The following is a 21,680-nucleotide window of genomic DNA, read 5'->3' as shown; positions in this document are numbered from 1 at the left end:
GCCTTTCATGATCGGTTACTTTTGGGATAGTAATTTAAATCAGCATGAAAAGATATCTGATCATAGGTCTGTTACTCCTTGTAGTAGGCCAAATTAAAGCACAAACCTATGCCAAACTTGCCGATAGTGCCCTACGCATCATGTGGGCTGCAAAGGATACCCTAGGTTATCGTCAATCCTTAAACGTATACGAAAAAGCCTTTAAACTATATCCTAAACAAATTAATGCACAAGCTTTATACAAAGCAGCGGTTATAGCCGGAGAACTGAATGAATTGGATAAATCTTTTGCTTATTTAGAACAATTACTGTCCATTAACACCCATTTAACGACTACTTGGAGCTCGCTAACGGGTAGATATGTTCAATCAGAATATAAAAATTTACTAAGTGATCAACGCTGGCCCATCATTGCGGAAAAAGCACAACAAATGAAGGCCGCTTTTCTTAAAAATTTAAAAGATAAGCAAGAAGAGTTTGAAACCGGAAGCTTAAAGGACCTTGATTTTACCAAGGGCAAGGATGGCAAACAAGCTTACCAATTGATTAAATCCTATCAAGGTTTTCAGCAGAAAAAAGCCCGCAACTATTCCATTAAGTTTAGGGTGGTTGATAGTACCTATACCTCTTATTTTGTGAGTTTGCCGAGTAGCTACAATCCAAAGAAAAGCTATCCCTTGCTCTTCTTTTTACATGGTGCAGTACAGGGAAATAGCTTGGCCGAATATCAGAATGAAACCATATTGGGCGATTGGAACAGGTACTACACCAAATACGCAGCGCTAAACGAAGTGATCATGGTTTACCCCAAGGGCTCCAAAAAATACAATTGGATGAATCCCGATGAGGGCTTTTTCATGGTGCCCGCTATGCTAAGGGAAATTAAGCAAGCAATTAATGTAGACGACAATAAAGTTTTCATTACGGGCCATTCTAACGGGGCAACAGGTTCCTTTTCTTACCTCATGAAGCAACAGAGCCCATTTGCAGGTTTCTATGGTTTTAACACCCAGCCCAAAGTGAGAACTGGTGGAACATTTATCCTTAACATTGCCAACCGTTCTTATTTCAATGTATCTACCGATCAGGACTATTATTTTCCTCCTGATGCGAATGATAGTTTAAACGTGATCATGAAAAACATCAAAGCCGACTATCAGGATCACCGATATAACGGTTGGCCACATTGGTTTCCGCAATTTGATGAGTCGGAACCCGTTTACCCGATGATTTTTAAGGACATTGTCACCAGAAACAGGAACGCTTATAAACCAAATATTTATTGGGAATGTGATGATGTAAGGTATGGCAGGGCTGATTGGCTTCAGATTAACCAATTAGATACTTTAACCCAAAATGCCCCTTGGCACCATCCCATCAACTTTAACATTTATAAATTATTGAGCTATAAAAAAGACAGTTTGGTAACTACCGATACCTTGGTGAAGGCTTTTAACTTCCCCCGAAAATCTGGCGTGGTAAAAGGTACTTACCAAAACAATGTGTTTCGCCTCGAAACTTCAGCCGTAAAATCCATTACCGTATTGATTTCGCCCGAAATGGTGGATATGAACCAACCTGTAACGGTATATGTGAACGGCGTTAAAAAGATGGTGAGGAAACCTATTTATAATAAAGAGATCATCATCGCAGGTTTTAAGGAAAGTTACGACAGGAAAGCGGTTTGGGTAGATCAGTTTAAAATAGAACTTTAGAGTTAGCTCATTGGCAAATACTACCCCTGCAAAAATAGGTTTAGCATCTATTGGTTTTGATCATGGAGAAGACATAGAACATTTCCGAAGCAATCTGCGAACTTCGTTGGCTGTAAACCTTAGTTTGCTCCGGCGTACCATCCGACACTTTAGGGTCTTCGAATATGATGGGTATACGTTTTTCTGCTCCTGCTACAAAAGGACAACCGCCATCAGCCTGTACGCATGTCATTACAGCAGCAAAACCCCGCTTGGGATTAAATAAATGATCATAGGTTTTGGAAAAACCGACAATAGGCATAACACTATCAGCATACTTGATGATATAGATGGGGTTATCCGCCTCACTAAGTTTATCGATGACGAAACCAGTATTAACTAAAGTGTCTACCACCTTAGGATATAGCGCCGTAGCCTCGGTACCTCCAGAGCAACAAAATACCCTGGGAATATTGTAGTACGACGCAGCCACCTGTGCCCATATTTGCGAAAGGTGGCTACGCCTTGAATTATGTGTACAAATAAAGTTAATGTTAACATCAAGGTCCGCTGTTACCTTATGCTGCACATATGCAACCAGTGCACTCAGCGTTTCCTTACGTTCATTGCTAATAGGCAGCACCAAAAGCTCGGCAATGCTTTTTTTGATGTCTTTGTACATGGTTAACAACAACCAGAATTAGGCGAACATGCTGCTTTACCCAATACATTTAGGCTCAGTTTCTGTTTAGTATCAGTAACGCCACAAGCATCCGTCGCTAAACAAGCAGTAGTTTTTGTTTTAAGGATAAACTGCTTTCCATTAAAATCCAATTCATACCTGCCTATTGTATCCCCTTGATATTCAACTTCCACGTCCAAATCTTCCAACTTTAATACTTCCTCAGATAATTTGATGATAGAAAGCAACTTTGCGGGCTTTAGCCTGTGTTCATAATCATTAGCATCCCACAATTGAAAACTAATAGCGTTTTCATTACGTACAGTTCCGCCGCAATCGATAAAACGTTTGGTTACCAAACCTACTTCTGTGACATGGAAATGCTCTGGTACATACTTACCATTCTCTAATTGAAACTCTACGTTGTCTAACCCCGTTAAGCTTGCCTTTACTTGTGATAGTTTCATCTATTTATTGTTACATTGCAATATTACGATATATATAGTTAAAAAAACTCAGCAGCAACCTTTGGAGGTAACTTCATCAACCAAAAAGTTATTGAGCAAACTCTTGATATTAAGCCAAACACTTTCGTCTATACAATAGCAGATACTGGTTCCTTCTATACTTCCCTTAATAATACCAATTCCCTTAAGTTCTTTTAAATGCTGCGATATGGTAGCTTGTGCAAGGCCCAGCTCCTCTACCAGATCATTACAGATACAGGCCCTTTGCTTAATGATATGCTGCAGGATAGCAATACGTGCAGGATGTGCCAATGCTTTTAGGGTATTAGCCAATTCGTTTTGTTGCTCCGTAAAAATGCTGCTCTTAGTAAGTCCCATATATACATCGCAATATTACGATAAATAAATTTTAGAATACAATCAAATTATTCAATAAAGACAAATTATTGACAATGGAGGACGCTTAGCTAATGCTAGAGGCCTTTTTTATGTTATTCATTATTTCTACATCAAGTCCTGCGGCTTCAACATAAATTTCCCCAAATTCTGCTGAATCTGTGACACCAATACCACCTTCTGGCTTTAATTCAGATTCATCTCTAAGAACAACCCGAAAATTAAAGTTGTCCATGTTAGATACTCCCTTCTTCTCAAAATGTTGTTGAATTGTAGCCTGATACTTTCTGTAATTGTCATTTGCGATTAAATCACCACCAATAACTCCCATACTTTCATCAGTAACTGAGAAAATCACCTCTCCAATATTATCTTCGTCTATATATAAAAAACCTTTCATTAATCTTCCTCCTTCAATCGTAACATCTAGCAACTCATTCCCTATTTTGAGCAGGAGCAAATCAATGGTTCATTATTATCGCCAGATACAACAATACTCACAAGGCAACGGAATAAATATCAAAAATGTAAAAAGTGAAATACCTGTGATGTTTCATTTTCTGGCTACAAGTCACTTTTAATACCTTTTTTTTCAAACCAAGATAGCAGCTTCTCTTTTAATATTTCTTTTTCATCATTATTTAGGATACTTTCACTAGGAAAACGTTTCAGTTTTTCATCGAAATATACCAACATATCATACCTTTTAACACCCGACATTTCTACGTAAATCTCAACCAAAGTTCCCTGTTCAATATAGTAAATGTAACCCGATCTTCCATCCGATTTAAAAGTGAAGCCATCTTTACGAAGCAATTTCAAAATACCATGTTTTTCCCATCGCTCATTGCGCCATTTATCCCTATTCTCTTCTGAAAATAGTGTTGAATCGAAGTCTACCATTCTATTCTTTACTCGTTATTCTATTCACTGTCTGCAGTATTTCTATAATATCGCTATGCAAAACAGCTTTGCTTTGAAACTTTGCATCAATGATTTGTTGTGCCTCTAAATTATCTTTATAAAACTCTTTTAGCTCGGTTTTAAATTTATCAAGTCTCATGGTATTGATCAAAAAGGCATAGGTACCGTCTGCTTTTTCAAAAGTATAGAAAGTGCCAACAACAGCTCCATTTTGATTTACCGTCTGAGCCCAATAGAGAGAGCTCTTTGGGCCTATAACTAGCGACTGAAGAAATCTGAGGTTATTTTTTGCGTTGAATGGTTTTGCGTAAAATTGATACTGTTTTCCATTTAATAAAAACTCAAAGCTATTGATATCCTCGGGCTTGAGTGTGATAGCTCCCTTAATACTGTCAACAATTTTCACCTTAAAAAACAGTTTTGATAAGTCCTCAGCCACGAAAATTGAACTCGGCACTATAATTTTAGCATTGATGGTATTGTTAGTTTTGGTGACATAACTCCCCGAAACCGTATTTTGCGCAAATGAGTAGCAGAATGAGGTTAGGCAAAGGAATAATAAAAGAGAATGTTTCATTATATTATAGATTTATGGTAAGTTATCAGTTAATATCAATTTTAGCTTTTGCTGCTTCGGTCTCTTGTACTTTGCTCGAGGCCTAAATAAGTTCTTATTAATGGTAATTGACATTTTACTAAATAATATTCCCATATTTATCTAATTCTGTACCACATTTTGGACAAGTTGTTCCACCATACAACGCTTGTGAAATATTTTTTGGTAAACGTATAAATGGTTGTTTCTCATTACAATTTGGACAGTAAACGGTTTTTAAATTTATCCCGTTCTTCGCTTGATTTTTACTGGCTTTTCTGATATATATTATAAACCAGATTAATATAACAGCATATAGTCCATATAAAAACCAATTTGTTCCTTCTTTTTCTATCCTTTGCTGTCCAAAAACTTCAACGGTAAAAAACAAGAATATAAAAAATGGAGCGTGCTTTAGGTTCATAATTCTTTATAATTTTTTATTTAACATGTCTATGGTATCGTTTATAAAATATAATCGATGCTAAAATCTATCCCCAACCAATCGTCTATGATAATTGATCTGACCCAAATGATAATTCAAGTGCGTACTTAAATGCACTAAGAAATATTCGGTAGAAGTACCTTCTTGCAACACTACCAAGGGATATTCCCGTTGCATCATTTCATCTGTTACGGCAGGCAACGCATTCTTGATTACGGTAATGGTTTCATTTACCTTGGCAATCAGTTCTTCTCGAGGCACGTCCTTTTGTGAAAATTCCAGTTCACGGTTCCTCACATAACCCGTCTGACCAAGCTCCTTGCCAATATAAGTATTCAAATTGCCGATGAGGTGCAACACTAAGTTCCCTGCCGAATTGGCAATTTCCTTTTCCACACGCCACAAATCGGCTTCGTTACGATAAAGTTCCAGTTCATTGATCACTCTTTTCAAATCTCTTTCAAAAAGAGCCATTAAAGTATAGTTTAGCATCAGTTTCTATTTAATTCCTTCCAATAATAATTTCTTAATCAGTACAATTTGCCCTAAGTGATAATAACTATGCTCAATCATAGCTTGGATATTACGATTATAGGTGCTGTATTTTTCATCTACAAAAACATCGCTCAGTTTAGCCTTTGGCATTTTTTCTACCCATATAGCAAATTCTTCGGCATCACGCCAAAAGGTCAATAGAAAAGCTTCCCATTGTGCCTGTGAAGTCATAGGTGGAAAATCGAAACTATATTGGTCCTTAATATCCAAAGTACCTCCCTTAAACACTTGGTTAATACCGTTAATGTAATAATGCACATGCTGGGCCAAGGCCGCAATAGTATTTAAACTGCCTACTTGGGCTGTAGCGGTTTGCCAGTCCAAATGTGCCAATTGATCGTGATAATTGGTATTGGCAATCCAAGTGCCGTTCAAAATTACCTCAGCAAATCTTTTTGCTATTTCTTTAGTGCTTTCCATTAGTATCTTACTTTTTCGATAGAAACTTCTCGATCATGGGAACCACAAACTCAGTATCCTTGGTTTGGGGGCTTAAAGTGGTCACTTCGCCAATATATTCTCCATGTCCGCCGGGAATAATGGCCAGTTCCGAGCTGGCAATCTGTCGGTGTAATTGTAATGCATGTTCAATAGTAATCACATCCTTATCTCCAATGATAATGAGCGTAGGCACTTTAATGGCGGCAATCTTTTCATCTTCGATATCCTTAAAAACCACCATTCTTTGTGCATCCTTATCGTGCATGGCCTGTAAGCCCTTTTGGCTTGGTGTCACCTTTAAATAAGCTTCCTTTAAAGGGGCCGGCATATTATCCAGCGAGGCCTGCTTCATGAAATCCCAAAACTGGGGCGGTACACCACTACGCTTGGCCAAAGCTGATGCTAAAATAATTTTGTTAACCAACTGTGGATGACGAATAGCGATTTGCATGGTAGTTGTGCCTCCGTTGCTAAACCCCAAAAAATCGGCCTTGGCAATATTCAGGTTCTCCAACAACGCAGCTACGTCATCAGCATCCTGCTCAAAAGTGACACCTGTATCGCGATCACTGGTACGACCATGCGCCTGCAATTCTACCGCAATGACCTTTCTGCTTTTAGCGAATAATGGGATTACCCTTTCAAAATTAGATTGAATGGTAGATCCACCTCCATGGATCAGCACCAAAGGCTGCCCTTCTCCATAAATTTCATAATACATGTTGATCCCATTTACGGTTGAATAACCACCGGTAAAAGAGATGCTATCTTTTTCGCTTGACATACTTACAGAATTTTTAGATTGATTTTGGGTGCACGAAGAAGTTAAAATTAACATGCCAAACACCAGTAACATGAACAAATGCCCTGTGTACATAATTTGTCTATTCATTGCATTTGCCATAATCGGGTTCAATTTAACACCAAGATAAAAGTACCTTTTGATAATCGCAAACAAGCCGTCAACTAATGAAGCAATTATGTTTTGGAACGCATGTTTTCGCCATCCTTAAAATGCAGCCGTCTGAAAACCAGCCCCGAAAGAATGGTTAAACCTCCAATGACCAAAAAGGTATAGCGAAAAGCATTATGGATTTCATTATGAATGAGCTTGGCATCGCCCTGAAAAATCTTAAGTACGATAAGCCCAAAAGCTACTCCAAAACCAATGGCCAATTGCTGGTTCACCGAAACCAGGGAATTGCCGCTACTGGTATGGTATTGCCTTAGATCGGCAATAGAAATGGAGTTCATAGCTGTAAATTGGATAGAGTTGAAAAAACCTAGGGTAGCAATAATAGGCACGTACCAATAAATAGAGGTTTGGATAACCGGAATGGCCATGCAGCAAATCAACAATCCTATCAAAAAGGTGTTTACCATCAAGGTAGTTCTGTAACCAAAAGTCTCGAGTATTTTGATCACTGCCGATTTACCGAACATGGCGGTGAGGGCCATTGGAGCAATGATCCAACCAGAGGTAACAGCCGATTGCCCATAGGCTATTTGAATCATCATGGGCAAAAGCAAGGGTACCGAACTGATGCCCAAACGGGTAGCCAAATTGCCTACTATGCCTACCCTAAAGGTACGCACCTTAAATAAGTTGAGCGGAAAAATGGGGTTATTGTCTTTACTTGCATGTCGATAATAGAAATACAACATTAAAAAGCCCAACAACAGCACCGTTAATACAGGGGTAACGTGAACGGTATTGCCAAAAAGTTCTAAAGCTATGGAAAGCAACAAAGAAGCCGCAGCAAAAATGAGAAATCCTTTCAGATCAAAATCGATAATGGCAGACTTATAGTCGGGCATATATTTGAGGCTTAACAAAATCCCAATCATACCAATGGGAATATTGATGAGGAAAATCCAATGCCACGAAAGATAATCGACCATGTAACCGCCCACCAAAGGGCCTAATACGGGACCAATTAGCGCCGGAACAATGGCAAAGTTCATGGCTTTGAGCAACTCGTTTTTGGGAAAGGTTTTAATAAGTGCCAGCTTGCCTACGGGCGTCATTAAACTACCACCTAAGCCTTGTATCATCCGTGAAATTACCAATTCGGTCAAATTACTGGAAAGGGAGCAGAACAATGAGCCTACACTGAACAAGACCAGGGCAAAGATGAATATCTTTTTGGTTCCAAACTTATCAGCCAAGAAACCGCTTACGGGCATAAATACTGCCAAAGTAAGCACATAGCTGATAATGGCGTTTTGCATGTTGAGCGGTGATTCGTTTAGATCTTTGGCAATGGTAGGCAGCGAAGTATTAAGGATTGTCGAATCCAGCATTTGCATAAAAATAGATGTAGCCAAAATAATTGGCAGCAATTTTTTAGTGCTAGTGCTATGTAACCTTACTTCTTCCAAATGCGCTAATGTTATTGTATGTGTAAAGCTACGGTTTCCGCTACATTTTAAACGCCATTTTTTGTCATTTTGTTTAAGGAATGACAGACAAAGTGAAAACGACAAGCCTCTTATTCTTCCTTTATCTCCTCATTCAGAAACCTCCAATTGGGATTTTCCATTACGATCAATGCTTCCTTTTTTGCTCTCGACCATCCTTTGAGCTCTTTTTCCCTATCAATAGCATCATTGATGTATTGATAACGTTCATAATGCACCAAATAAAAGCATTTATATTTTTTAGTGAATGATCTTGTGCTTTCGCCTTTTCGATGTTGTGCAATCCTAATTTCCAAATCATTGGTTACGCCAATGTATAAAACGGTTTTATAACGATTGGTCAAAATATACACGAAATAGTTGTGTTGTTTTATCATAGGTGTAGGTTTGATTAAAAATAATCATAAATAATGAAATGGAGATGATGGGTTTTTATACTTTGTCACCTAGAGCGCAGTGAAAGGTCTTTTCTTGATGCAATAGAGATTCCTCGATATACTCGGAATGACAGGCAAGGTGTAGAATGACAGGAAAAAATGTAAACAAGCCTACAGCATTATTCCTTTTACCAACTTCTTTTCATGAAACAGATTTTGTTTATATTTAGTTAGATATTCCTCTCATCAATGTCCATTCCCTTTTAAAAGTCCGTAGAAGTGCATAGTTATAGTATTTAGCTTCTGTTCAACTTGTATATAGCTTCGCTATCACCCTATTCCAATAGTCCCAAACATTGAGGCATATGCAACCTCTTTTCGATATCACTATCCAAATAATAAAATAAGGTAAGAAAGTGGATACTTTTATTCTTTTAGAATAAAATTGCCAACAACTAAGAAACCAATTCACAAAATTAACCCCTATCCCCCAAACACTTAAGATTCCCAACAGCCTCTTATTTTGGCAAGATCAATCATGAGTTGACCTTGTGGCATCATCAATCCTTTACTAATCATTTGATAGGCCCGCTCTCTGTTGATTGCGCTCCACCTGCTTCTTCTTGGGTTTCGGGGACCAAAAGTGAGATAATAGCTTTCATGATCTCTTTTTTTGCACAAGCTATCTATCCATCCAAAGCAAAGGGCTTCTTCAGTAGCTTCACTTAGGCTAATGCTTGATACCTTACTCTTTTTGGTGTATAGAATAAGCCATACCGAATTACTTGTTTCATAATTTTCGGACAGCCATTTCCGCCAATCTTTTCTACTAGGGGCATATACTGCCATTTTTCCATCTTTAGTTTCCATGATTTGAGTTTGATGAAACGAAATTATCATGGCCTACTGACAACCCTATGGCAGTACCAAAAATCTGTTAAAAAAAAGAATAAAAACCAGGCAATAATGATTACATCAGTAATTTAAAAAGGCATTTGTAGTCATTACAGATGCCTTTTATTTTACAGTGCAGAAGCATCATCAGAATGCCTCCCATTTAGGTCTTCTTCTTCGGAGGTCCTCCGCTCTTCTTCGCTTAAACCTTCTTTCCTGGTCCAACCAGCTTGTCTTTTAAATTCACCATCTTGGCCTATTTGAGGTTCCATGTTATTTTCTTCCTCATTCAGCACCCTTGATTCTGCGTCTTCACTTATATCATTTTTGGGCAATTGGGCTTCGCTCTTGAGCTCTTCTTGATTAAGACCCTCGCCATCTTTATTGCCCCTGGCAGATGTTGGCATATCACGATCTGACTGCCGCTTTACCTGTCCTGAATGTTTTGAGGCCGAATCTTGTTCAACGCTATCATATTGATTTTGATTTTCCATGTTATTCCTGTATTAGTGATTGATCCTGTTGTTTAGAAATGTTTTTTAATTTCCAAATCTTGGCCATTCTTATTTGGCACATGGCCTTTGATTGGCTTTACCAGCCTTTGTATTTACCCGGGGGCAGGCTGTTTTTCGTATAAAGTAAAACCACTCCACGGGGGAGTGGTTTACACACTAACATACAATATTATAAAGAGTAATTATTCACTTGACCATTCGTCTTTCCAAGCAGAGCTTGCCACTGCGGGGCCATTAATTTGAATAGCTTTTTTACGCTTGTCCACTGGCCCCTTCAATTTTTCGGCATTGGCCAAATCGCGTTTCCAATTGCTACCATTTGCCTGTTTTATACGTCCCTCTGCACGTGCCATTATTCCATTGACCCAACGTCCGCAAGCTTTACGAGTTTGCGGAATAGCATAAATCAGAGCAATTCCGGCCAAAGCTGCTACTCCCACAGCTACCACCATTTGATGGCTATTGGACTTGGTTCTTAAAAAATGATTGCCAATCATGGTTATGATTTTTTATTTTAATCTCTGTTGTTTTTATGCCTTGGCCATGTCTCTTAATGCTTTCACGGTATCATGGGCCTTATTAATAGACCTTGATTGATCCGTAACTTTCTCCAAAGCTTCGCCGCTAAGCGCTCCCTCAGCAATAGCAGTATGGTAAGCCTTTTTAATGGCATCTTCACCCCTTTCGGCCTCTGACAGAATACTTTCCCTGTCTCTTCCTCCAAATAAGGCCTTTACGTCAATCCAAGCACGATGTAATGTTCCTGCAACACTATTGCCTGTTTCAGGTTCTCCTGCGCTTGCAGCCACTATAGCGGTAAGTTCTTGACTAAACCTACGGCTTTGCGCCGCATACTCCTGAAAAAGCTCTTTTAAATCCACATTAGCATCGTCGATATCCGACAATACTTTTTCAAAACCAGCTATCCTGTCATTATTGAGCTCAATTAGCTCATTTAACCATGTATTTGATGATGTTGCCATATGATGTTCTTTTTAAATTTTAAAGTTTAATTCCGGGTGTTCTCCTGAGCAGCCTTTAAGACCTCCATTCAAATGAAGAAAAGAACAAGACCTAAGCTCCCATCCGCTTTTGGCCTCGTCCTTTTCCGAAAACAGAACAACAAAACATGGCCAAGGTTTAGGGCACTTTTAAATTACGTATTCAGCGAGGAAAGTACTTGTAGAAATGGCTGTGTTAACGGGCTATTTACGGTTTATTCGATATTGTTCCTCTCAGCTAGGATATAGCGAAGGGTATTTTGGCATTCTAAGAGATTCCTCGCTACACTCGGAATGACAGGGAAAAAGGAGGAATGACAAGAAGGAGCAATGACAAAAAGGATATATCCAATTATCGCATTCTCATATCATTAAACCACCTCATTACCACCTTCAAATTATCCATTTCTTTTTTCCATATACTCAGAAGGCATATACCCATAATACTGTTTAAATGCAGTAGAGAAATAAGAAGGTGAATTAAAACCACACATATAGGCAATTTGGGCAATGGTGTAGCGTTGGGCCTGCATCAATTCTACTGCTTTGGTAAAACGAATGCGCTTAATAAAATCGGTAGCCGATTCGCCGGTAATGGCCTTAAACTTCAAATATAGATTAGAACGACTCATGCCTATTTCCCTGCTGAACTTATCTACCGAAAAATCAGAATCCGACAAATGGTTTTCTATAATGGCAATGGCTTCCTTCAAAAATTCTTCATCGATAGTATTAAAAGCAATGTTCTCGGGAACAATCTCCTTGCTTTCGGCATAGTACTCTTTTAACCGTTTACGCGATTTAAGAATATTGAGCAATTTTGCCTTCAACAAGGGCGGCGAAAATGGTTTGGTAATATAGTCATCGGCGCCCATTTCCATTCCTTTTAATTGCTGCGACAGTTCAGTTTTTGCCGTGAGCAAAATAACTGGGATATGGGAAGTATTAATATTCTGTTTAATGCGCTTGCACAAATGCAGCCCGTCAAGTTCAGGCATCATCACATCACTCAACACCAAATCTACGGGGGTATTTTCTAAATATTGGAGTGCCTTTTGCCCATCGGTAGCGGTTTGGATCTCAAAGCTATCTCGCAAAAATTCCTCCAGATAGTTTAAAATCTCTTCATTATCATCAACCAATAAAATTTTGGCGGTTTTAAAGTTTTCATCCCGCAGTGGCACTGTTTCTTCATCCGTTTCTTCTACCAAGCCCAATTCCTCTGCCTTACGCTCAAGGTCGTCGGCATTTTGTTTGGGCTTAGTATCTTCGGTATAATAATGTTCTGGCATGGGCAGTTCTATTACAAAGCTACTTCCCTTATCCAATTCGCTTTCTACATAAATACGACCATGGTGCAATTCGACCAAACGTTTGGTGAAAGCCAAACCTACGCCCGAACCTAAATTGGCCTCGCCACCATCAACCTGATAAAAACGATCAAATACTTTATCCAGTTCCTCAGGGGCAATACCCATTCCAGTATCACTAACCTCCAATACCACAAAATCATCCTTTACCGACAAAATAACGCTGATTCGTTGTTGGGGCCTAGTGTATTTAAAGGCATTGGACAATAAATTAAAAAGCATCTTTTCCAAAGCATCCCTATCAAAAAGTAAGGACAGCGATGACATGGCGGGCTGATAGGTATAGTGGATGTTGTTCTTTTCGGCCAATGGCTTAAACGATTCGTAAATTTCCTGTACAAAGCTTACCATATCGCCACGGGTTACCTTTAATTTTCGGGTACCTCGCTCTGTCTTCTTAAACTCAAACAGTTGATCTACCAAATGATATAATCGTTTGGCATTAGAAAACATCAGTTCATGTTGTTTACGTAGCCATTTGTCTGTACCTACCCTTTCCAACATTTCTTCTAATGGGGCTAGCATTAGGGTTAAAGGAGTTCTTAGTTCATGGGAAACATTGGTAAAAAAATCCATTTTTACCTGATTGATATAACGCACTTTCTCCTTATCCAAACGTTCCATTTTGAGTTGGTGCAAGGTGCTCATACGTTCGGAGACAATACGGTAGGCAAGGTATGACAAACCAAGTATTAGTCCGGCCAATAATAAATAGAACCAGGTTGATTTATACCAAAGTGGTAGAATTTTAACTTCCAGCTGCTTAACATTGCTCTCTTCGCCATTTGGCCCAATGGCTTTTACCCAAAAGGTATAGGTACCTGCGGGCACATTGCTATAGGCCACTTTAGGGTCTTCGGTAGGTTGCCATTCTGTATCAAAACCTTCGAGCTTATACAAATAATTGGTACGGTTGGCCGACAGGTAGTTAAAGCTATTGAAATAAATATTGAACTGCTTGCTTTCAGGGCCCAAGGTAATTTTCGAAGCTTCATCAATAGGACCTTCCAAAATATCTGTTCCGTCATTAGAAACCACATTTTTGCCGAGCACTTCAAGACCTGTTAAACGTAATTGCAATTTTACGGGTGCTTGTTTCACCCAGGAGGGATGGAAATAGGATATTCCCTTAATGCCTCCAAATAGCAACATGCCATCCGAGGTTCTGCAAAATGCATATTCGTTAAATTGGTTGCTCTGTAGACCGTCCTTTTCATCAAAGGTATGCACACTGCGCTGATCGGGATTAAATTGTACCAAACCATGGTTGGTAGAAATCCATAGGTTACCGTTCTCATCGGGCACAATACCATAAACGGTACCATTTACAAAGTCTTTTCTGGTGTCGTTGGTAATGAACGAACGGCTCGCTTCATGGTATTGACTGATGCCCCTACGGGTACCTACCCAAATACGGCCTTTTTTGTCTTCGGCCACGCAATTGATCACGTCATCTGCTAGTTTGGAATTGGGCAATAGGCCAAACAACAAGTTATCAGGATAAAATTGGGCAATACCGCTTGTAGTACCAATCCAAATACGTTTCTTACTGTCTTGGAAAAGATAGGTAATTTCATCAGAACGCAACCTACGTCCGGCATTATCCAAAAGGAAATGGTTAAACACTCCTGTTTGGGGATTAAACTGATCTAGGCCAGAATAGGTGCCCACCCAAATACGGCCCTTATCATCTTTAAGTAGGCTATATACCAAATTACCTGCAATACTTTGTGGGTCCGAATCGTTGTGCAGGTAGTGCTTAACGGCTCCGGTACTTTTGTTTAATACATTAAGTCCTCCGTTATGGGTGCCAATAAGCACTTGGTTGTTGGGGCCAAATACCAGTGATTTGATGTTATTGGTATTCAAGCCGTTTGAATTACCTTCTTTTGCGGTGTAATAACTGATGTGGTTACTTTTCCGGTTCCAATAGTTAAGACCTTTATCGTTGGTTCCTATCCAAATATTGCCCTCGCCATCTTCCTTGATTACACTTACCACTTCGTCATTTAGGGAAAGTTCGCCTGTTTTTTGACTTAGCAGGTTAAATTTAATATGGTTTTGATGGTAATAGTTTACCCCACCGTAATAGGTGCCTAGCCACATGCCGTTTTGTCTATCTCTAAAAATACAGCGAACTGAGTTTTGGCTAAGGGTAAAGGGCTCCGAAAGCTGGTGATAATAATTTTGGAAAGTTCTGCTTATTGGACTATAAATAGAAAGTCCACGAAAAGTACCTACCCACACATTTCCCGATTGGTCTTTACAAATGGTTCTTACGTTATTATCGGCCAGAGTATTTGGGGCAGCCGAATGCTTGTCTACCTTTACCAAGCCTGTTTTGGCATGCAGGGTTAATAAGCCATTGCCTTCTGTCCCTACCAATAATAGGTCACCATCTACATAACCACAGTTAACTTCGGGCTTGGCTATGCCCAGATCAATTTTATCGAGCTTTAGTTTGTTGGCAGATACTTGATATAAACCAAGTTCTGTTCCCATTATCAAACTATTTTTCCAATAGCTGATAAACGAAACATGTTTGATGCCATAGGCCCTTACATCAACATTAAGGGGGACAAACTTTTTTGACGTTTTTGAGTAAGAGAAGATATCGCCTCCGGTAGAGCTTGCCCACAGATTTTGATGGTCATCTTCAATGATACTGGAAATATTCCATTCGCCCGCTGTACGAGCTAATTGATAGTTCTCAAAATTGTCGGTAGCATAATTGTATTTACTGATTCCTCGGTTACCTCCTACCCATAGTTGCCCTTCTTTATCTACATACAGATAACTAATATAGCTTGAGGCAATACTTTTAGGATCATTACTTGGACGATAAATGGCAAAACGCTTACCATCATAACGGTTTAAGCCATCTTTGGTAGCCATCCATATAAAGCCCAGGGTATCTTGCGTGATAGAAAAAACAGTGCTTTGCGAAAGGCCTTTTTCTACTGAGATATTACGGAAATGTTTTTCGCTTCGCTGGGCATGAGCTTCCCTAACTCCCCACAGCGTCAAAAACAAGCCTAAATACAAATACCAAAAATTAGCCCTACTTTTCATCAAACATCTATTAATTTCTTTCAACATGTTAAGCATAAGCATCTAAAAAAGCCGCTTAAGGTCTTCTGCTAAATGTAGGAAGCCGCCAATGAAGGCGGCTTCCAGAAACCAAATATAATTATTGTTAATATAGGATAAACTTTTGGGCCAATTGTAAGCCATCTCCTTTTACCGTCGCTACGTAAACTCCACCAGCCAAATTCAACGGCAGGTTATATTGGTTGGCTCCCGTTGCAATGTTCACGGTTAGCTTGCCCACTACACGTCCGGTAATATCTGTAACATTGATCAATCCTTCTTTCAATGCTTTATCGCTGTTTAGCGTAATGCTTACACTCGTACAATTTCCTTTCACTATTAAATCGGTTTGCGATAACGAAACGAAGGCCACAGCCGGACCATATTCTGTACGGTTACCATTATTATCTACCTGTATCAATTTGTAATAATTATTCCCTTTTGGAGCATTACTATGTGTAAAACTATATTTTGCACCATTTGGAGCAGTGGTTGGGCGTTGACCTATCTGATTAAAATCCTTGCCGTTGGTAGCATGCCATATTTCAAAGCGGTTGCTGTTCTGCTCTGACGCTGTTGTCCAGTTTAAGGCTACGTGGGTGCCTACAGCTTTTGCACCAAGTGCTGCAGAAAGTGTTACAGGGAGTACTGATGGCGTAAGTGCATTTGAATATACATAATCATCAAAGTAAACCACAGATGAGGTGGCATGGCCTACCGAATTGATAAAGTTCATGTCTTCTATCACGTTGTTTGATGCCAAACCTGCTGTAACTGCTCCAGCCAACACCTTTGCTCCATCCACCCAAACATCGTAAGTACCAGGGGATAAATTGTTGGTTCCAGTAGTCTCATAAGATTGGCCAGTAGCTTCGTTATTCATAAAAACGGTTACGGTATGGGTAACATCCTTTGAAATGGAATTTGCTCCACCAATAAAATCATTTCCTACATATCCACTGGTAACGCTCGAATAGTGATTAATCACTACTCCAGCTCCAATTGCAAATCTTAGCACCACCAAATTTTGACCTACATTAGGACCTAAATTTGCTGATGCCGCTGCAGCACCATTCCCGAAAGCAAACACATAACTACCCGTAGCGGAAGTACTGGGCACATGAATTTTAAATTTTACTGTGGCTACCTTGGTTGCTCCAACCTGATCGTATACTCCAAATTTCGAATTGATATCAGTAGTTGAACCTGTTACAAATTTCAGATAACCTCCAGTAAGACCAGCTATTGGACTATTCACCAATTGAACATTACCAGCTGTGTTATTTCTTGAGGTGATACCGACAGTCCCCATACTCGACAAAGGAATATAGGGCGAACCTGTATCCAAAGGCCACTGAGGGGCGGTGGAACCACTAGCGTACAAAGGAGCAATTGTTGCTTGGTTGGTAGTTCCAAAATCATAAGTTGTTTGAGCCTTTAGCTGTAAAAACAGAGACGAAAAGGCAATAAAAAGTAGAGTTTTTTTCATATCACTCGGGGTTTTAGTCATAGAAGCGTTTCACTTCAGTTTAATTGGTTAGGGCGGTATTTACCGCCAATCAAAGCTAAAAACCCATACTACTACCCCATTTCAATTTTGGTTAAATAACATTCAATTTTGGTTAAACTGTTTTTCTTCCATCCATGCGTCATTCCCGCGTAGGCGGGAATCTTAATGCATGATAGCATCTTATAAGACTTACGAAGTTTCAAAAACTTCGTAAGTCTGAAAATACTAAAGCATTATGATACCCAACCGAGTTGGGTATGACGATAGTCGAGCTAGCAATGACCTGTCCCCTCTCCTTTTCAAGGAGAGGGTTAGGGAGAGGTTTTTGAAATAATATCCCTCTCTGTCCTGTGGACATCTCTCCCTTAAAGGGAGAGAGAAACGCTTGGGAAAGTTTCTGGTAACTTTAAGCTACTTACCTATCAAAAAAATCCCCTCTGCCTTACAAGGAGAGGGGATTGGTATGTGGTTAAATTATATCCCTGCGTTAAATGTATCGCCATTTTGCTTGCACCAATGTTTCAAGTAGCTGCGCATACTTTTCAGCTTTTTAGCGTAAGCTTTATCAACCGCCAAGTTCTTCATCTCTCCGGGGTCCTTACTCAAATCAAATAGCTGTTCGCGGATTTCACCTTTGTTATAAACAATATATTTAAAGTCTCTGGTAATTACTGCCCTACCGTTAATGCCCATCAGCTGTTCATTATCTGCAAAATCAGTTTCTATCACCAACGTATCCCTTAATTGTTGATTGGGAGCAGCAATTCTTTTGCTAAGGTCAACTCCCTTAAGGTAACTTGGCAATTTTACCCCAGTAAAACCGCCAATGGTGGGAATAATATCGATACCGTTACACACCAACATGTCATCCACTCGGGGTTTCCATTCGCCCAGCTTAGAAACAATGAAAGGTACTTTTGCAGATTCTTCGTATAAGATCTGTTTTTGGTTCCAACGATGTGCGGCATAGCCATCGCCATGATCGGCAGTAAAAATAATGATGGTATTTTTCTCAAGGCCGTATTTTTTAAGCGAAGCCAGCAACATGCCAATATAAACATCAACTTTTTCAACTAAGCGGTTATATGCCCAACGGTATTGACGCCATTGATCGCCTGTCCAATTAACGGTTGGGTAAGTTCTGAAACTTACCTTTTGCTGCTCCCGTACAATTTTAGGCTCATCAGCTGGAATGTCCCAGTTGGCTGGTAATTCAGGGCATAGGTGTGGCGGCGGTGCATCTGCCAACACATCCATCTTCATGGCATCGCCTCTCGCCCATTCACAAATATCATGTGGATTTAGGAATGAAGCTACTAGCAAAAACGGATTATTCTTATTTTCTTTTAGGAAACGAGCGCAAAAGGAAGGAGTTGCGGCATCGTTATAATCCAAAAAGTTGGTATTCTCTATATAATCAAAACCATGTTGATTTACCTTGGTGGTAGGTATAGGCAAATGCCATTTACCTACATAACCAGTTTTATAGCCTCCATTTTTTAGTATCTTGCCCATTACCAACAAACTGTCCGACCATTGGCCATCTTTTTCCGGAGCATTACCTACAAAGCCTGTCTCGTATGGCATTTTCCCACTAAAAATGGCAGTACGTGATGGGGTACATAAAGGTTGAGCGCAATAGGCTTTGGTAAAACGTACACCATTAGCAGCCAACCTGTCCATAGCTGGGGTGTTTAGGTTTTTATTACCTGCATTGCTCATAGCATCAGCGGTTTGCTGATCGGTCATAATCACCAAAATGTTCGGTTTGGTAGAGGTTTGCGCCTTGACACCGATTGCCGAAAAGCACCATAGTAATAGGTATATAAAACTCCGTCTTTGCATTTTAACTGGAAATAAAAGCTTCTTAAAGATAATTAAATTTAGTTTTTTGGACGTTTATACTCCCTGGCAAATTTAGTCCAAGCAGCCCTTTGTTCAGGAGTCATGATTTCCTGCTCCTTTTTGCTTTGGGCACTGCTAAGTTCTTCCAATTTTGCTTTTTTCTGTTCGTCTGTCAAGTTTGCATCTTTGATAATTTCTGCCTTTGCCTTACTGGTTTCCAGAATAAGGTCGTGCATTTTTTGTTTGTTTTCATCCGATAGCTTAAGTGAAGTAAACACAGAATCCCTCACTTCTTTCATGCCTTTTGGTTTAGTTTGGGCAAATAGTGCCGAAGCTGCCAAAATCATCAGACCTGTTAATAGTAATCTTTTCATTTTATTTAGTTTTTAGTTTAATATCCTGGGTTTTGTCCAATTGATTTGTTCACATCAGTTTCACTTAACGGAATGGGGTAAAGTTCATGCTGATTTGGTCTGAAGTTAGTTGCCGACACATAGGTATAGTTTGTTCTAATAATTGATTTGGTATAGGCAATTTTTGCACCCAACATATTCCAACGAATTAAGTCTCCCCTACGTCCACCCTCGAAGCTAAGTTCAAGTGCCCTTTCTTTTACAATGGCATCAAAAAATGCTTGTTTATTCAATCCGGCAGCCAAATCTGCATCAGCATTGGTTGGCTTTGGCAATAGGTTAGCTTTAACTACCGCAACACTTGCATAAGTAAATACCGCCCCCGTGCTTGCCGCTGTTGAATTACCTGAGGTATGGGTTGGAGGGGTATTGGTAGAAGTGCCCGCAGTAGCTACCCTGTAGTAATTGTTTCCTTGTTTTACATAAGTACCAACAGTATAAGCTCTGGCTGCCGCCCAATTAGCCGTGTTATCAGGCCAAGGGTTTGTTACCGTTACCGTAGGTACGCTTGTATAACCATAACCAGCGTTAATGGTATTAGGGTAGCCTGTTGTCACAATGGTCATTGGTCCTAAAGCGCCAGTAGATGAAATTAAGTTTGCGCCACCAATGGCTCCCGTTCCGCCACCACCGGCAATGGTGAAAGTGGGAACTGCCGAATAGCCGCTTCCAGCTGAGGTTATTTCTATGGAAATACTATTGCCTGGGGCATTGATTCCATAACCTCTTCTTCTCACTTCGTTAATGGCATCGTAAGCCGCAGTATTTGGTCCTTCATTTAATTCGTTTTCCACTTCTGCCCTCATTAATAATACGTCCGCATAACGCATTAATACGGTATTGATATGGGTACTCAATTGTTCCTGTAAGGCACCTGTTTGGTATTCTCTGCTCCATTTGCCCACTCTCCAATTCTCTTCACCTCTTGAAGCGAGGTAAGGAACTTTTAACCCTGCCGCATTGATCTGATAGGCAGCCACAGAAAAATCACGACGAAGATCTTTGGTATCAAAAGAATCGAAGAACGGTTTAAGCACTAAAACCCTTGCATTAGCCTGTCTATAAACTCCATTAGCAGTGGTTGGTGTATTAAACTGGCCCACGGCATTACCGCCAACACTTGAACTGGCCTGATTGAAAAAAGCAACCTCAAACAAGCTCTCTTTTGGCTCTAAAATGTACTGGCATTGATTTTTGAATACTTTGGTATAATCGGCATTAAGCGAATACAAATTACTACCGATCACGTCATCAATCTGCTGTTTTGCTAAGATATAGTAAGTTTTATAATTGGCGGGTCTTTCCATAGCTCCTACACCTGCGCCCTTATTGCGCAATGAATATCCTCCAGCATATAAAGCCACTCTGGCCAATACTGCTTTTGCACCCCATTTATTGATTCTCTCATCTGTTGGCAAAGTAGCTGGCAACACTTCTGCCGCTTCTTTCATGTCTTTAATAATCTGATCATAGATGACGTAACGATCTGTTGGAGGAACATCAAATTTTTCTCCAGCTTGAGATGGCGTTAACTTAAGGGGCACGTCGCCAAACAAGCGAACCAAGTCAAAGTAGTAGTAGCCACGTAAAAATTTTGCCTCCCCGATTAAACGGTTTAGTACTGCTTTTTGGGCTGCCGTACCATTGGTGTAGGTAGCCATTTGAGGAATTTGAGCCAAAACAACATTGGCTCTTCCAATACCTTGATAAAGGGCTATCCAAGTTTGGTCTAAAAATGCACTTTCTTTGGTAGGCGCATAATGAGGTATGGCTCGCCATTGATTGGCGTCCACATTTCCATCAATCTGCGAAATATCGGTATCATTATCGTAAACCAAATTAATATACCAACCATAGGTACCTTGTTGGGCAAGCGACTGGTATACTCCCAAGGTTGCCATATAGGCCTGATTTTCATTCTCAAAAAAATTGCCACTGGTAAATGACGAATAAGGTTCTACCTCCAAAGCTTTTTTACAAGATGTTGCAAAAAGTGATAAACAGATTGCACTTAACAACACTTTATTATTTATGAATTTCATTTT

The 21,680-nt window shown here is 39.7% G+C and carries 22 protein-coding genes; 1 reads left to right on the top strand and 21 read right to left on the bottom strand.

Going from position 1 to position 21,680, the window contains the following annotated elements; genetic code table 11:
- Window positions 1-44 precede the first annotated feature (44 nt).
- On the top strand, window positions 45-1,715 hold the full coding sequence (locus ABDV71_RS12365) for a hypothetical protein (RefSeq protein ID WP_343532986.1): 1,671 nt from the start codon (window positions 45-47) through the stop codon (window positions 1,713-1,715).
- Window positions 1,716-1,755: 40 nt separating this feature from the next.
- Here ABDV71_RS12365 and ABDV71_RS12360 read toward each other — a convergent pair whose 3' ends face one another.
- From ABDV71_RS12360 to ABDV71_RS12260, 21 genes are all read right to left on the bottom strand, one after another.
- Window positions 1,756-2,376 (bottom strand): protein-tyrosine-phosphatase, encoded by a 621-nt coding sequence (locus ABDV71_RS12360; protein WP_343532984.1) that lies wholly within the window; start codon window positions 2,374-2,376, stop codon window positions 1,756-1,758.
- A 2-nt stretch (window positions 2,377-2,378) separates the two neighbouring features.
- A complete protein-coding gene (locus ABDV71_RS12355; RefSeq protein WP_343532982.1) occupies window positions 2,379-2,843 on the bottom strand; it encodes a DUF6428 family protein in 465 nt (154 codons plus the stop codon).
- 48 nt (window positions 2,844-2,891) lie between these two features.
- Window positions 2,892-3,221 (bottom strand): metalloregulator ArsR/SmtB family transcription factor, encoded by a 330-nt coding sequence (locus ABDV71_RS12350; protein ID WP_343532980.1) that lies wholly within the window; start codon window positions 3,219-3,221, stop codon window positions 2,892-2,894.
- An 85-nt stretch (window positions 3,222-3,306) separates the two neighbouring features.
- Window positions 3,307-3,699: a hypothetical protein gene (locus ABDV71_RS12345; protein WP_343532978.1), complete on the bottom strand. Its 393-nt coding sequence runs from the start codon at window positions 3,697-3,699 to the stop codon at window positions 3,307-3,309.
- A gap of 104 nt (window positions 3,700-3,803) precedes the next feature.
- Window positions 3,804-4,142 carry a hypothetical protein gene (locus ABDV71_RS12340; protein ID WP_343532976.1) on the bottom strand — a complete coding sequence of 113 codons (339 nt, stop codon included), beginning with the start codon at window positions 4,140-4,142 and terminating at the stop codon, window positions 3,804-3,806.
- A gap of 1 nt (window position 4,143) precedes the next feature.
- Window positions 4,144-4,740, bottom strand: coding sequence for a hypothetical protein (locus ABDV71_RS12335; protein WP_343532974.1), 597 nt, complete (start codon window positions 4,738-4,740; stop codon window positions 4,144-4,146).
- A 118-nt stretch (window positions 4,741-4,858) separates the two neighbouring features.
- The gene (locus ABDV71_RS12330; protein WP_343532972.1) at window positions 4,859-5,182 is read right to left on the bottom strand and encodes a hypothetical protein; all 324 of its coding nucleotides are present in this window, start codon (window positions 5,180-5,182) and stop codon (window positions 4,859-4,861) included.
- A 60-nt stretch (window positions 5,183-5,242) separates the two neighbouring features.
- Complete coding sequence (locus ABDV71_RS12325; protein ID WP_343532970.1) at window positions 5,243-5,695, bottom strand: DUF1572 family protein; 453 nt, start codon at window positions 5,693-5,695, stop codon at window positions 5,243-5,245.
- 6 nt (window positions 5,696-5,701) lie between these two features.
- Window positions 5,702-6,178, bottom strand: coding sequence for a DUF1572 domain-containing protein (locus ABDV71_RS12320; RefSeq protein WP_343532968.1), 477 nt, complete (start codon window positions 6,176-6,178; stop codon window positions 5,702-5,704).
- Between the two features lie 7 nt (window positions 6,179-6,185).
- Window positions 6,186-6,983 (bottom strand): alpha/beta hydrolase, encoded by a 798-nt coding sequence (locus tag ABDV71_RS12315; protein ID WP_343532966.1) that lies wholly within the window; start codon window positions 6,981-6,983, stop codon window positions 6,186-6,188.
- Window positions 6,984-7,177: 194 nt separating this feature from the next.
- Window positions 7,178-8,581 carry an MFS transporter gene (locus ABDV71_RS12310; protein WP_343532964.1) on the bottom strand — a complete coding sequence of 468 codons (1,404 nt, stop codon included), beginning with the start codon at window positions 8,579-8,581 and terminating at the stop codon, window positions 7,178-7,180.
- A 110-nt stretch (window positions 8,582-8,691) separates the two neighbouring features.
- On the bottom strand, window positions 8,692-8,997 hold the full coding sequence (locus tag ABDV71_RS12305) for a GIY-YIG nuclease family protein (protein ID WP_343532962.1): 306 nt from the start codon (window positions 8,995-8,997) through the stop codon (window positions 8,692-8,694).
- A gap of 498 nt (window positions 8,998-9,495) precedes the next feature.
- On the bottom strand, window positions 9,496-9,867 hold the full coding sequence (locus ABDV71_RS12300; RefSeq protein ID WP_343532960.1) for a hypothetical protein: 372 nt from the start codon (window positions 9,865-9,867) through the stop codon (window positions 9,496-9,498).
- A 152-nt stretch (window positions 9,868-10,019) separates the two neighbouring features.
- Window positions 10,020-10,385, bottom strand: a complete 366-nt coding sequence (locus tag ABDV71_RS12295) for a hypothetical protein (RefSeq protein WP_343532958.1) — start codon at window positions 10,383-10,385, stop codon at window positions 10,020-10,022.
- 203 nt (window positions 10,386-10,588) lie between these two features.
- On the bottom strand, window positions 10,589-10,903 hold the full coding sequence (locus ABDV71_RS12290) for a hypothetical protein (protein ID WP_343532956.1): 315 nt from the start codon (window positions 10,901-10,903) through the stop codon (window positions 10,589-10,591).
- Window positions 10,904-10,936: 33 nt separating this feature from the next.
- Window positions 10,937-11,389 (bottom strand): PA2169 family four-helix-bundle protein, encoded by a 453-nt coding sequence (locus ABDV71_RS12285; protein ID WP_343532954.1) that lies wholly within the window; start codon window positions 11,387-11,389, stop codon window positions 10,937-10,939.
- 416 nt (window positions 11,390-11,805) lie between these two features.
- Entirely contained in the window at window positions 11,806-15,849 is a 4,044-nt protein-coding gene (locus ABDV71_RS12280; RefSeq protein WP_343532952.1) for a two-component regulator propeller domain-containing protein, read from the bottom strand.
- A gap of 124 nt (window positions 15,850-15,973) precedes the next feature.
- Entirely contained in the window at window positions 15,974-17,356 is a 1,383-nt protein-coding gene (locus ABDV71_RS12275; protein ID WP_343532950.1) for a T9SS type A sorting domain-containing protein, read from the bottom strand.
- A gap of 495 nt (window positions 17,357-17,851) precedes the next feature.
- Entirely contained in the window at window positions 17,852-19,222 is a 1,371-nt protein-coding gene (locus ABDV71_RS12270) for a sulfatase-like hydrolase/transferase (RefSeq protein WP_343532948.1), read from the bottom strand.
- Window positions 19,223-19,260: 38 nt separating this feature from the next.
- Entirely contained in the window at window positions 19,261-19,596 is a 336-nt protein-coding gene (locus ABDV71_RS12265; RefSeq protein ID WP_343532946.1) for a hypothetical protein, read from the bottom strand.
- Between the two features lie 17 nt (window positions 19,597-19,613).
- Entirely contained in the window at window positions 19,614-21,677 is a 2,064-nt protein-coding gene (locus ABDV71_RS12260; protein ID WP_343532944.1) for a RagB/SusD family nutrient uptake outer membrane protein, read from the bottom strand.
- Between the last annotated feature and the right edge of the window lie 3 nt (window positions 21,678-21,680).

Origin of the sequence: Pedobacter sp., from assembly GCF_039594775.1 — a bacterium.
Lineage (GTDB): Bacteria > Bacteroidota > Bacteroidia > Sphingobacteriales > Sphingobacteriaceae > Pedobacter.
Note: the sequence above shows the minus strand (reverse complement) of the source record. Positions and strands in the feature narration are given on the sequence as shown.